At 37.7% G+C, this 13,182-nt stretch carries 15 protein-coding genes; 3 read left to right on the plus strand and 12 right to left on the minus strand.

Annotation, left to right across the window (positions count from 1 at the left end):
- Nucleotides 1–169: 169 nt before the first annotated feature.
- From bioD to bioB, 4 genes are read right to left on the minus strand one after another with little or no spacing between them, the layout of a single operon-like run.
- On the minus strand, nucleotides 170–853 hold the full coding sequence (bioD, locus tag AB4J89_RS07670; protein ID WP_088493383.1) for a dethiobiotin synthase: 684 nt from the start codon (nucleotides 851–853) through the stop codon (nucleotides 170–172).
- Nucleotides 846–1,610 carry a malonyl-ACP O-methyltransferase BioC gene (gene bioC, locus AB4J89_RS07675; protein ID WP_088493384.1) on the minus strand — a complete coding sequence of 255 codons (765 nt, stop codon included), beginning with the start codon at nucleotides 1,608–1,610 and terminating at the stop codon, nucleotides 846–848. The genes bioD and bioC overlap by 8 nt, the downstream gene beginning before the upstream one ends.
- On the minus strand, nucleotides 1,585–2,748 hold the full coding sequence (bioF, locus tag AB4J89_RS07680) for an 8-amino-7-oxononanoate synthase (protein WP_088493385.1): 1,164 nt from the start codon (nucleotides 2,746–2,748) through the stop codon (nucleotides 1,585–1,587). Before bioF ends, bioC begins: the two co-directional genes overlap by 26 nt.
- Nucleotides 2,748–3,785, minus strand: coding sequence for a biotin synthase BioB (gene bioB, locus AB4J89_RS07685; RefSeq protein WP_036912109.1), 1,038 nt, complete (start codon nucleotides 3,783–3,785; stop codon nucleotides 2,748–2,750). Before bioB ends, bioF begins: the two co-directional genes overlap by 1 nt.
- Before the next feature lie 103 nt (nucleotides 3,786–3,888).
- Between bioB and bioA the strand changes: the two genes are divergently transcribed.
- On the plus strand, nucleotides 3,889–5,163 hold the full coding sequence (gene bioA, locus AB4J89_RS07690; protein WP_088493386.1) for an adenosylmethionine--8-amino-7-oxononanoate transaminase: 1,275 nt from the start codon (nucleotides 3,889–3,891) through the stop codon (nucleotides 5,161–5,163).
- Nucleotides 5,164–5,238: 75 nt separating this feature from the next.
- Here the strand turns inward: bioA and pgl are convergent, their stop codons facing one another.
- Nucleotides 5,239–6,228: a 6-phosphogluconolactonase gene (pgl, locus tag AB4J89_RS07695; RefSeq protein ID WP_368468804.1), complete on the minus strand. Its 990-nt coding sequence runs from the start codon at nucleotides 6,226–6,228 to the stop codon at nucleotides 5,239–5,241.
- A 149-nt stretch (nucleotides 6,229–6,377) separates the two neighbouring features.
- Between pgl and AB4J89_RS07700 the strand changes: the two genes are divergently transcribed.
- Nucleotides 6,378–7,199, plus strand: coding sequence for a pyridoxal phosphatase (locus tag AB4J89_RS07700; RefSeq protein WP_088493388.1), 822 nt, complete (start codon nucleotides 6,378–6,380; stop codon nucleotides 7,197–7,199).
- A gap of 75 nt (nucleotides 7,200–7,274) precedes the next feature.
- Here the strand turns inward: AB4J89_RS07700 and modC are convergent, their stop codons facing one another.
- The 4 genes from modC to AB4J89_RS07720 all read right to left on the minus strand — a co-directional run bounded on the left by modC (nucleotide 7,275) and on the right by AB4J89_RS07720 (nucleotide 10,359).
- A complete protein-coding gene (gene modC / locus AB4J89_RS07705; RefSeq protein ID WP_088493389.1) occupies nucleotides 7,275–8,339 on the minus strand; it encodes a molybdenum ABC transporter ATP-binding protein ModC in 1,065 nt (354 codons plus the stop codon).
- The gene (gene modB, locus AB4J89_RS07710) at nucleotides 8,333–9,025 is read right to left on the minus strand and encodes a molybdate ABC transporter permease subunit (RefSeq protein WP_036938363.1); all 693 of its coding nucleotides are present in this window, start codon (nucleotides 9,023–9,025) and stop codon (nucleotides 8,333–8,335) included. The genes modC and modB overlap by 7 nt, the downstream gene beginning before the upstream one ends.
- A 17-nt stretch (nucleotides 9,026–9,042) precedes the next feature.
- Nucleotides 9,043–9,813 carry a molybdate ABC transporter substrate-binding protein gene (gene modA / locus AB4J89_RS07715; RefSeq protein WP_075672737.1) on the minus strand — a complete coding sequence of 257 codons (771 nt, stop codon included), beginning with the start codon at nucleotides 9,811–9,813 and terminating at the stop codon, nucleotides 9,043–9,045.
- 402 nt (nucleotides 9,814–10,215) lie between these two features.
- A complete protein-coding gene (locus tag AB4J89_RS07720) occupies nucleotides 10,216–10,359 on the minus strand; it encodes an AcrZ family multidrug efflux pump-associated protein (RefSeq protein WP_071788544.1) in 144 nt (47 codons plus the stop codon).
- A gap of 159 nt (nucleotides 10,360–10,518) precedes the next feature.
- Here AB4J89_RS07720 and modE point away from each other — a divergent pair, with 159 nt between their 5' ends.
- Nucleotides 10,519–11,310 (plus strand): molybdenum-dependent transcriptional regulator, encoded by a 792-nt coding sequence (gene modE, locus AB4J89_RS07725; RefSeq protein ID WP_087803643.1) that lies wholly within the window; start codon nucleotides 10,519–10,521, stop codon nucleotides 11,308–11,310.
- Between the two features lie 145 nt (nucleotides 11,311–11,455).
- Here modE and AB4J89_RS07730 read toward each other — a convergent pair whose 3' ends face one another.
- From AB4J89_RS07730 to AB4J89_RS07740, 3 genes are all read right to left on the minus strand, one after another.
- Nucleotides 11,456–11,962 carry a contact-dependent growth inhibition system immunity protein gene (locus AB4J89_RS07730; RefSeq protein WP_349473410.1) on the minus strand — a complete coding sequence of 169 codons (507 nt, stop codon included), beginning with the start codon at nucleotides 11,960–11,962 and terminating at the stop codon, nucleotides 11,456–11,458.
- A 242-nt stretch (nucleotides 11,963–12,204) separates the two neighbouring features.
- A complete protein-coding gene (locus AB4J89_RS07735) occupies nucleotides 12,205–12,804 on the minus strand; it encodes a hypothetical protein (RefSeq protein ID WP_318619598.1) in 600 nt (199 codons plus the stop codon).
- An 11-nt stretch (nucleotides 12,805–12,815) separates the two neighbouring features.
- Entirely contained in the window at nucleotides 12,816–13,148 is a 333-nt protein-coding gene (locus tag AB4J89_RS07740) for a zinc ABC transporter substrate-binding protein (protein ID WP_368468809.1), read from the minus strand.
- Nucleotides 13,149–13,182 lie beyond the last annotated feature (34 nt).

Consider the following 13,182-nt stretch of genomic DNA (forward strand, 5'->3'; position numbering starts at 1 on the left):
ACAAGGTTATCCACAGGAATAGTGGATAACTACACAAAGTTGTTATCTCTCGGTAGGTTACGTCTTTTTTTCTACCTTAAAATATCCCTCAAAATTGGCGAAATTTATTTTTTTTATTTTTTTATTGGTATAAAAAATAGACTTTTATAATTTACTCAATAACGACCTATCAACTTAGTTTTAAACAGGAAAGATCGAGGTAAGGAGTAAAATCATGCTCTTTTACTTCATTTAAATAGGGTATTTTGCCTAAGAATGGCGCTTTAATATGCTGTTTTAATGTTGCCAGATACTCTTTCTGATATCGCCCTGCTGGCTCAACCTCATTCGCAACCCAACCCGCCAATGTTAAACCAGACTGAATAATTGCTTGTTGCGTTAATAACGCATGATTAATGCAACCCAATTTAACACCTACAGTCAAAATAACAGGTAGCTTTTCATTGATAACCCAGTCAGAGAAAAATTGGTTTTCTGATAATGGTGTAAACCAGCCACCAGCCCCTTCGACTAAAACCCAATCAGCTTGCTGCTTTAAGTAAGACAACCCTTCTGACATCACATCAAAATCAATAGGCTGATTCATTTCTTGGCTAACAATATGGGGCGATGTAGGCGTTTCAAAACAGTAAGGATTAACACGCTGATAATCTAATTTTACCGAACTGAATTTTTGCAGTGTCAGTGCATCTGAATTACGTAAACCTTCATTTAGCCACTCACTTCCCGAAGCAACAGGTTTATAGCCCGCAGTTTGATATCCTTGATGCGCCGCACATTGTAATAGAGCGCTACTTACCACGGTTTTCCCTACTTCTGTATCTGTACCTGTTAAAAACCATGTCTTAGCCATGTGATATTTTTCCTATAACAATTTGATAGGTAAGCAAATATTTACCTGATTCTGTTTTCCACACATTTTCTAGTGCACGAAATTTCTGTCGTGTCATTAACCCTTTTTGTCGATCACCCTGCACAAAATTGGCACCAACTCCCTTCAAAGAAGCAAAGAGCGCATGTAATGAGTCGTATTGTTCTGTGACAGTTTCAGTAGAAAATTGACAATGAAAACCACGACACGCTTTCTCAATATCGTGAAGCGATAAAAAAGGATTTACATGAGGGTGTTTATCAAGAGATTGCCAAGCATCTCTGACTTCTTGTAGTGTCAATGTAGTGAGTGTTGAGAAATAAAGTGCACCTTTTACATTGACTGTATTCATTAATGTTTTAATAGCACCAGATAAATCCTCACACCATTGCATCGCTAAATTACTAAATACAATGTCCACACTTTGTGGTGCAATCGCGCAATGTTCGATATCACTTTGTAAGTAACCATCAGCTCGCTGTTGTTGTTTTGCCACCTGTAGCATGGAGTATGACAAATCAAGTGCAATAACAAACTTGCCTTGCTGTTTCCATTTTTGGCTGAAATATCCTGTTCCACATCCTGCATCTAACACAATATTGCCACTATCATGACGTGCTAAATCCATTAATTTATTACCACTGTAGCGCTGAATATTAGCGTGATTATCGTAATGAACAGCGGCTTTACCAAAGGTTTGAGCTATACGTTGTTTATCTGTTTTGACTGAAGAAAGCATGAAGCGTCTCGATTAACAGCTTAATATCTGAAAGATGATGGCGAGTAGTTAACGTTATTCGTAAACGTGCACTTTGAGGAGGTACGGTAGGTGGGAAAATTGCTTTTACCCAAAGTCCTTTAGATTGCAGATAATCTGAAAGTGTTTGGCACAATTGTTCATCACCAATAACTAATGGCTGAATAGCGGTTTTTGAAGGTAATAATTTAACCGGAAGTGAAATTACACCTTGGCGGAAGGTATCAATTAATTGTTGAAGATATTCTCGCTCATTATCCGCTTGCTTAATAACATTCAGAGCAGAGTTTAAGGCTATGGCTTGTGCCGGTGGCATTGATGTACTGTAAATAAGATGACGAGCATATTGTTCAAAAAACTCTGCGGTTGGCTTATTACAAAGCACGGCAGCCCCACTAACACCAAACGCTTTACCAAAAGTGACTACCAATATTTCAGGTTTAATTTCTGCATCATCGCAACTGCCTCGCCCTTCTTTACCTAAAACACCAATACCATGCGCATCATCGACCATTAACCATGCATGATGTTTTTTGCTTATTGTTGCTATTTCTCTTAATGGTGCTTTATCTCCATCCATACTAAATACCCCTTCTGTTACCACAAAGGTTTTATTAGCTGATGTTTTATTAAGTCGTTGAGATAAAGAATCAGGAGAGTTATGTAAAAATCGCCATAATGTAGCAGGTGATAATACTGCGGCTTCCATTAGCGAAGCATGACAAAGTTTATCTGCAATAATTACATCGTCTTTTTCAAGTAATGCCGAAATGACACCTTGATTAGCACTGTAACCGGATGAAAATAACAGTGCATTATCGTAACCTAACCAATCTGCAAGATGCTGTTCTAATTGCTTATGAGCTTGTGTAAATCCTGTGATATGCCCTGATCCACCGCTACCTACACCATATTCATCAGCACCTTGTTGCCATGCTTTAATAACGTCTGCATGCTGGCTGATGCCTAAATAATCATTGCCTGAAAAATTAAGGTATTTTTCATCTGAAATGGTGATCAAAAAACGCCCATCCGCTTGTTTGATCACTTTGCGTTTTCGCCATAATGGCGTATTTCTACGCGCATTAAGTTGTTCATCTAAATAGGTTTGCCAGCTCATTACAGTGCCGCGTTATAAAATTGTTCTGTGTCTTTATTGGCAACAGCTTGCATCAAAGCTTCTTCTTGCTGATTATCACCCATAGATACTGCTAATCGTTCAGGGTTTAAGCCTAATTTACGGAATAACTGGTGATCTTTATCTTCGGTTGGATTCGTTGTCGTTAATAATTTACAACCATAAAAAATAGAATTAGCCCCAGCCATAAAGCAAAATGCTTGCGTTTGTTCGCTCATTTGCTCACGCCCTGCCGAAAGACGCACGTAAGAGCGTGGCATCATGATACGGGCAACGGCGATAGTGCGAATAAAATCAAAAGGATCGACATCTTCGTTATCTGCAAGTGGTGTTCCTTTTATCTTGGCAAGCATATTGATCGGCACACTTTCAGGAGGCTGTGGCAAATTAGCTAATTGCACCAACATTGCAGCTCTATCTTTAACTTCCTCGCCTAGCCCTAAAATTCCGCCAGAACACACTTTAATACCGGCATTACGTACTTTATCAAGCGTATCTAAGCGATCTTGATAGGTACGTGTTGTCACGATACTGCCGTAAAATTCAGGTGAGGTATCAAGGTTGTGATTATAAAAATCCAACCCAGCATCTGCTAAGCGGTTAGCTTGTGAATCATCTAATTTGCCAAGTGTCATGCAGGTTTCCATACCCAGCGCTTTAACTTCTTTTACCATTTGCTCAAGGTAAGGCATATCGCGTTCATGAGGATTTTTCCATGCGGCTCCCATACAAAAACGCGTTGAACCTGCTGCTTTAGCTTTTTTCGCAGATTCAATCACTTGCTGCACTTCCATTAAGCGCTCTTTTTCTAATCCCGTTTTATACCGCGCGCTTTGAGCACAATATTTACAATCTTCAGGACAAGCCCCTGTTTTAATAGAAAGCAACGTACTCACTTGGATTTGGGAAGGGTCAAAATGTTGACGATGAACTTGTTGTGCCTGAAAAACCAAATCTAAAAATGGCATATCAAACAGTGCTCTGGCTTCTTTTAGTGTCCAACGTTTTAGTGCGCTCACAATACAATCTCCTTTTTAAAAGTGATTGCCAGTTTAAATAATAGGGTTATCATGTCAACTAAAATTGATCACCATTGGTTTACATGATTAAGTGAAAAATATAATGACACCTGAAGATATCGCTTTCGATTTACGCCACATTTGGCATCCATACACTTCGATGAGTAATCCGTTGCCTGCTTACCCTATCGTCAGTGCAAAAGGCGTTGAATTAGTCTTGGCTGATGGTAGAAAATTGATTGATGGAATGTCTTCATGGTGGGCTGCAATTCATGGATATAATCACCCAGAACTCAATAATGCCGTCACCACACAGCTAAGCAATATGTCTCATGTGATGTTTGGCGGCATTACTCATCCACCAGCAGTATCACTTTGTCGAAAATTATTAGCGATAACACCAGAACCTCTCGAATGCATATTTCTGGCGGATTCTGGTTCAGTTGCCGTTGAAGTCGCGCTGAAAATGGCATTGCAATATTGGCAGGCTAAAGGCGAAAAACGTCAACGTATTGTGGCGTTAAAACAGGGTTATCATGGCGATACCTTTGGTGCTATGTCAGTGTGTGATCCTGATAACTCCATGCACAGTCTGTACAAAGGTTACTTACCTAATCATCTCTTTGTGGATGCACCAAAAACAGGTTTTTATGAAGAATGGGAGCCGGCTGACATCAACTCATTACGCTCAACGTTAGAGCAACATCATCAAGAAATTGCTGCCGTTATGCTTGAACCTATTGTTCAAGGTGCGGGCGGAATGCGAATTTATCATCCTGAATATTTAAAACACGCAAGAGCCCTGTGTAATGAATTTGATGTGTTATTAATTGCAGATGAAATAGCCACTGGTTTTGGTCGAACAGGTAAGCTGTTTGCCTGTGAACATGCTGAAATATCGCCAGATATAATGTGTGTAGGTAAAGCATTAACAGGTGGATATATGACTTTATCAGCCACTTTAACTACACGCCATATTGCAGAAACTATCAGCCAAGGTGATGCGGGATGCTTTATGCATGGCCCTACTTATATGGGAAATCCTTTAGCTTGCGCTGTTGCTGATGCCAGTTTATCTCTATTAGCAAAAGGCGATTGGATAAACCAAGTTGCAGAAATTGAAAAACAACTAAAACGTGAGCTATTGCCGTTAAAACAGGCTAAAAGTGTCAAAGATGTACGCGTTTTAGGTGCGATTGGTGTGGTCGAAATGAACGAGCCCGTCAATATGGCAAAATTACAAAAAATCTTTGTGGATGAAGGGGTTTGGATCAGACCTTTTGGCAAACTGATTTATATTATGCCACCATTTATTATGCCACTGGCAAGCCTCACTAAACTCACTCAAGCTATTGAAAAAGTGGTTAATCTCTCATAAACCTTTCATAAAAAATAAACCTCTAGCAAGGCAATATTCTGCTAGAGGTTTACAGTAATTTTTATACTGTGACGGTTATTTCGTCACAACGGTAACCCACATTGCGCCTTTACCTACTGGGTAACAGGCTAATTCAGTTAATGCGCCAGTGTGTTTATCAATACGAGAAACAGAAGCAAAATCTGATTTTTGACCACAAGAAATCAGGTAATTACCTGTGTTATCAAGATTAAAACCACGAGGCTGTGTTTGCGTTGGGTAATAACCCACAGGTTGCAGATAATCGCCCGCCTCTGAAATTGCCATTGCACAAATAAAGCTTTCTGAGCGCTCGCTCGCATAAAGAAAACGGCCATCTGGTGTGATATGAATATCTGACGCCCAACGGGTACTGTTAAATGTTTCAGGGACAATATCAACAGTTTGCATTAAACGATATAAATCCCCCATACGACGATATACATTGATTGTCGCATCTAATTCATTAAGGCAATAAAACACATCCCCATTAGGATGAAATGCCATATGACGAGGGCCTGCGTTTTGTACGGTTGTCAGCTCTTCAGTTCCCGCCTCTGTTAAACGGCCGTCTTCTGATAAATTAAATAAACGAATATGATCTTCACCTAAGCAAGGAACAATCAGTTGCTTATTATTCCAATCGATATTAGATGAATGAGGCTTATTTAATCCTTCAATAATTTGAATAGGCGATTGAGGGACCCCCATCTCATTAATAGGTAAAACAGCCAAATTGCCTTGATGATAAGAAGGAACAAATAAGAAACGCCCTGTTTTATCTAAACATAAATGAACAGGAGTACTTGGAATGGAAGTGATAGCCTTTTGTTCTAATTGACCATCGACAGCAATCGCAAATGTCACCACACTAAAATGAGGACGAATACCTACATAAAGGTATTTTCCATCTGCACTTGCAATCATCGGTTGTACTTGCCCTGCAACCTCAACAACCTGCAATAAATCCATTTCACCTTCGGTGTTTAATGCATAAACATGGATTTGCTGACTCTCTGGACTTGCTACGTAGACTACCTGTTTCATCCCTTCTCCTTAAAACAGATTACCCATTGATTTATAAAGAATAATAGAACAACTAACGATAACCTGTCACGATTAAGCTAGTTTATCTTTTATTGGTTAACGTGTACCATCAACGACATTGCATCTTAATACTATCAAGGGGCTTATTTATGTCATATCGCGTTATTGCTTTGGATCTTGATGGCACACTGCTTGATGACCAAAAACGTATCCTGCCAGAATCTTTAGAAGCACTCAATCTTGCAAGAAAAGCAGGTGTTAAAGTCTTAATTGTAACAGGTCGTCATCATGTTGCTATTCATCCATTCTATCAAGCACTCGATCTTGATACCCCTGCGATCTGCTGTAATGGAACTTATCTTTATGACTATATTGGTAAAAAGGTACTGGAATCCGATCCATTAACTACCCAAGAAACCAGCGCAGTATTAGATCTCGTTAAACAAACAGATGTACATCACTTAGTTTATGCTGATGATGCAATGATGTATGACCAACTATCAGCCCCAGTACAACGTACTTTAAAATGGTCAGAAACATTGCCTACCGCACAGCGTCCAAATTTAATCAAAGTCGATGATTTTTATAAAGCTATGCATGATGTTAATGCTATTTGGAAAATTGCGACAACAACGCCTGATCATGATGAATTACGCGCTTTAGTTGAAAAAATTGAGCAGCAAGTCGGTTTAGAATGCGAATGGTCTTGGGTTGATCAAGTCGATATCGCTAAAAAAGGCAACAGTAAAGGCCGCCGTTTACAACGCTGGGTTGAAGCAAATGGCATGAATATGAGTGATGTTATTGCTTTTGGTGATAACTTTAATGACCTTAGCATGTTAGAACATGTGGGCTTAGGTGTTGCAATGGGTAATGCTTCAGATGAAGTGAAAGCTCGCGCTAAAATGGTCACAAAGGTGAATTCACAGCCGGGTATTGCTGAGACTATTCATAAATATATTCTGTCTTAGTCCTATTTTCACCTTTCCCAAAAGACAAAACCTCATCAAAGATGAGGTTTTTTATCAACAAAGACAACTAATAAATCAAAGATGACGACTTAGCGAAATACTCTTTATTTGCGCATAAAGCCACTGCCCTTCTTGAATATTCAATTCATCTTTTGCCCAAGGCGTGATCCTCGCCCATAAATAATTACCATCATTGACAAGTTTCACATCAACTTGGCCATCATTTTTAATGGTTTCAACCACTTTCATATGCAAAATATTACGAATACTGCTATTTGATGGACGAGTCGTTGTTAATGACACATCAGAAGCATCAATACGGACACGCACATCACGACCAATTTTAGTCTCGATTTGAGGCAACCACAGTACTTGGTTACCAAAAGCTGTTGCTGTCATATCGTAATGGCTATGATGTTCTACCACCATCACATTCGCGATACTGCTGAGTGTCTCTTTTTGTAACCACGGACGTAGTGCACTACTTGCCCATACATCTTCCAGCTTGCCTGTCGCCTTAATTTTTCCTGCATCCATCACAATGACGTTATCTGCAAGTCGAATAATTTCATCAAGACTATGGCTCACATACAAAATAGGAATTTGTACATCTTGTGAGAGCTTTTCTAAATACGGCAGTAACTCACGTTTGCGCGGTAAATCAAGCGATGCTAAAGGCTCATCCATTAGCATAATATCAGGTGCTGTTAACAACGCTCGCCCTATGGCAACACGCTGTTTTTCACCACCCGATAAGGTGATCGGAAAACGAGAGAGTAAATGACCAATCCCTAACAAATGAATAATGCGATCAAACTGTACTTTCATTGTCGGCGACATACCGTAAAGCAAGTTTCCTTTTACGGTGTAATGAGGAAACAGTCGCGCATCTTGGAATACATAACCCACTTTACGTTTTTCAGGTGGTAGATAAATTTTCTTTTCAGTATCAACCAGTGTGTGATTATTTAATACAATCCGTCCTGAATCTGGCTTGGTTAAACCGCCAATCACATTAATCAATGAGGTTTTGCCCGCTCCGGATAAACCAAAGACGGCGGTAATACTTTCTGTTGGTAGCTCAGTATTGACTTCCAGACGCAGTGATCCTAGCGTCTGTTTAAAATTCATCTCTAGCATACGCCCCCCAATCTTTTACGACCCCAACGAGTTAGCCACTCTGAAGCCATTAAAGAGACGAGCGCCAAAATAATTGCAATAACACATAAACGGGCGGCATCCATTTCCGCTCCCGGTGTTTCAATCAAGGTATACATTGCCAGAGGAATAGTTCTTGTTTCCCCCGGAATATTGGAGACGAAAGTGATTGTTGCGCCAAATTCTCCCAATGAGCGCGCAAATGCCAACACAATCCCTGCGATGATCCCTGGCATAGACAAAGGTAACGTTATGGTAAAAAAGACGCGTATCGGTGAAGCCCCTAAGGTTCTCGCCGCTTGTTCCATACGTTGATCGACAGCTTCTAATGCTAATCTGATCGCTCTTACCATCAGTGGAAATGCAACGACTGCGGATGCAAGTGCTGCGCCTCGCCAACTAAAGGTAAAGCTAAAACCAAACCAGTCATATAACCATTCACCAATAAATCCACGTCTTCCCATACTGATCAGTAAAAGATAACCGACCACAACAGGAGGTAGAACTAAAGGTAAATGAATAATGCTATCAAGCAATGATTTACCGGGAAAACGTACCCTAACTAAAAGCCAAGCCATAAAAATACCAAAAGGTAGACTGATAATAACTGCAACAGTCGATACCTTAAGGCTTAGTATGATAGCTTGCCATTCGTATTCACTTAACATCTCCAAAAGTATAATTCCTACAGTGGGCTAAAGCCGTATTTCTTAAAGATTTCTGCGGCTTGAGGTGTTTTCAGATAGTCATAAAAATCACGAACTGCTTTATTGTCCTGACCTTTTACAACTGCCATTGGATACTCAACAGGTTTGTGGCTATCAGCTGGGAATACGCCGACCACTTTCACTTTATCACTCGCAACCGCGTCAGAACCGTATACGATACCTAATGGTGCTTCATCACGTTCAACCAGCGCCATACCGCTACGCACGTTATTAGTACGCGCCATATCTGGGCTTACTGTATCCCATGCACCTAAATATTCTAATGATTCTTTTGCATAGATACCAACAGGCACATGGTCAGGATCGCCAACAGCTAGTTTTCCGCCATTAAGTAAGGATTTCCATTTAGTTTCCTTATTAATAACAACGTCATTTAATTTACTATCTTTAGGGGCAATGAGTACTAAATCATTCCCTAATAGTGTATGACGTGAATCTGCAACCATTAAATTTTTATCGATTGCGTAGTCCATCCACTGCTGATCTGCTGAAATAAACAGATTTGCAGGTGCGCCTTGTTCAATTTGGCGAGCCAGCGTTGAAGAAGATGCATAAGATGCAACAACTTCAGTTTGCTTTTCTTGCTTATATTGTGCCGAAATTTCATTAAGAGCATTGGTAAGAGAAGCGGCAGCAAATACCGTTACTTTTTCCGATGCAAAACTTTGGCTTACTAAAGCAAAAGAGATAACTGCGCCAGCAAGTAACTTGCCTGATAATTTTTTCATGTTCTAATTCCACTTAAATTAAAGGATGACACGCTGTATATACCAAGATACAGCGTAAAATGAAAGGATTAGATGTTAGAAACAGGTTATATATCAATAAATATAACCATTAAAAAGAAACAGAAAATGAAGATAGATAAACTTATATACTCTAAATAATTCAAGTCACAGCTAGGCGACAAGTGAATGAGTCGCTAGGAGCATACACAAGTATGTGACTAGTGCGAATGAACGCAGTCAGCAACGCTGTGGCTTGAAGTATGACGAGTATCATGAGTATGTGGCTAGTGCGAATGAGAACACAGTCAACAACGCTGTGGCTTGAAGTATGACGAGTATGATGAGTATAAAAAAACAGCCCTCTACAAAATAAAGGGCTGTTCTAAATCAGGGAGGGAGAAATTATGATTTTTTGTCTGCTTTTGGCTGACTTGGTGAAATCAAGTTAAACACTTCACCTAAACCATAAATGATGCCCATAATCAGTACCATTACAACAGGTACCATCAAGAGAGCAAACCCTAAACTTTTCAATAATTCAAGCATGATAACCTCTTTATCATGGTATATTCGGAAAGCCAGAGTTGGCATTTCTTCACGAATGACGAATAATAACGCTATAGATGTATATATTCTAGAGAATTATCGCTTTGTGTCGGCACAAAAAATGCGATAAACACACAAAAAAAGAAGAAGCCTATCATTATGCAAGCAGAAATATTATTAACTCTTAAACTTCAAGATAAGCTCTTTGCCGATCCTCGCCGCGTTGCGCTGTTAAAACAAATCAAAGCGACGGGTTCAATTAGTCAAGGGGCAAAAATGGCGGGCATTAGTTATAAAAGTGCTTGGGATGCCATTAATGAAATGAATCAACTCGCGGACGAACTTCTTGTTGATAGAGCAACAGGTGGTAAAGGTGGCGGTGGAGCAACTCTCACACATTATTGTGAGCGCTTACTTCAACTTTACGATCTGCTCGGTCAAATTCAGCAAAAAGCCTTTGATGTATTGAAAGATGATTCACTCCCTCTGGATAGTCTTTTAGCCGCTATCTCTCGTTTTTCATTACAGACCAGTGCTAGAAACCAATTTTTTGGTACGATTATTGAGCGTGACAACCTGCAAGTTCAACAACATGTTAATGTGCAACTTGCAGATAGAAAAACGATCATTCGTGCTGCTTTAACAGAGAAAAGCGCTGATCGCCTAGGGCTTAAAAAAGGTAAAGAAGTACTGATTTTAATTAAGGCACCTTGGGTCAATATTGAAAAAGGAACTTCTTTAACACAGCAATATGACAATGCGCTTTCAGGCACACTCACTCAGATTGAGACGGGTAGTGAAAACAGCGAATTAGTGGTGACATTAGAAGGTGGACAAGAAGTTTGTGCCACATGTTCTAATCAGCATGTTAAAGAGCAAAAACTGCATATTAATGACAGCGTAACCGCTTTATTTAATGCTGATCAGGTGATTGTCGCAACACTGTGTTAATCATTAATATGATTACTTTTAAATAAAAAATAAAACCATCACTTAGTTATTATTTTAACAATAATATTAAGTGATGGTTTTTAATTGATAAAATTATAAAAAGTTACCTTACACTTGGTTGATATGAGATGATTTTAATATCCATTTAAACTTTTCGACTAACACAACGCGTAAATGCCTCTTTTATTGAGGCACCTAAAACCTCATCACTACAATTGCTTTTTAACGTAATAATTGCACTATCAGGTATTCCTTCACCAACCCAATGATCCATACGTAAATGGTTTTGAGGCTTAATAATAATTTCATTACCTATAAAGCTTAAACCACATAAGTTCATATTTTCAAATAGAGCTGTTTTATTTTTATAACTATATTCTTTAATTATTTTTTTCACCCACTCTGAATAAGATTTTTTATTATTATATATCTCATTAAATTCTTGTGAGTTACTTTCTATTTTTCTACTATTACTTAAAGAAATTTTTGAATAATGGCCTAACTTATCATCAGTGATATTCTTAGATAAAACGTTATATCCATTTTTCAAATCCATAAAATGGATATAGCACCCCGAGATAGTTACTATAATATAGTAATCATAATTAAAGTAAATATCTGCATATAAATTATAGCCCTTCGATATAATCATTAACCATTCCTCAATTACAGTAATATTAAACCTAATATTCTTTGAAGATGCATTTTTAATTGAATAGCTAATTATTTTCCATTGATTAATTCCTGTCATTCAGTAGTTTATAATCATCTTTACTTCCCTTTTTATAAACAACTTAGATAATTATCGTTAAATAAAAAACCATCACCTAATTGTCATATTAAGCAATAGTTTTTGGATTAAATAATTTTCTCATTAAAATTTAGTAACTAAAATTATTTTGAGTACATACGAGTAAAATAATCATTAATCTTATTATTATCGAGTAATCTATCTTTAGTAAAATCAATATTATCAGAGACTACAACATATTTTCTTAAATCTTCAGGAATATCTTCAATCGAAGCATAAATACTAGGGACAATAAAACGAAAATAATCACCCATTTTCGTTTCACCGTCATAACCAATGGGATAATCTTCATATAATTCATTTAGGGCTTCAAAAAGAAACATCCCCATTTTAGCTCCAACTCCAGCATCACAATGATTTCCATTCCATTTTTTCAATTCCAAATCAAACTCTTTTATTATTTTTGATTTATAGTAATTTCTATAAATATAACTTGAATATAAATCAATAGTATAATTACCATGCTTATTTATATAATTATGATATTCTTCTGATTCACCATCAATATATTCAGATAGTTGATCCAAATATAATTTAATATCTTTCAACGATAATAATACTTCAGGTAGCCATCCACTATTATTATTATACATTTTAGCTAGATGCCCTTGATTATCCATGGCAACCCACGCATACGTATAAGATGAACCTGGTACCCATTCTGGATTTAGAGGTAAAACCATATATCCTCAACTTAATTGATAGGCCCATCCCATCGTAATTGGTTACGTAATTCATTAGGAACCAAATCAAATAACATTTTGATATACTTTACATTGCCATCATACAATATACTTATTTTTGAACTACATTTCTCAGTATATGTTTTAGCTTGAAAATTTAAAAATGAAATATCACTTTCATCAAAGTCTTGATTAAGTATTTTTTTAGGTAAATTATGAATTAACTGTAATTCATAATAACAAGATTTATCTTTTGCTTTTGCTATCATTCCTCTAGATTGAATATTTCTTAATTGAGGTAAAATCCAATACATCATATCTATATATATTTCATTTTTATTCATTAACAATCAATCCATTAGTATTTAAATAATTACG

The sequence above is a fragment of the Proteus sp. STS61-E genome, from assembly GCF_040932335.1.
Lineage (GTDB): Bacteria > Pseudomonadota > Gammaproteobacteria > Enterobacterales > Enterobacteriaceae > Proteus > Proteus mirabilis_B.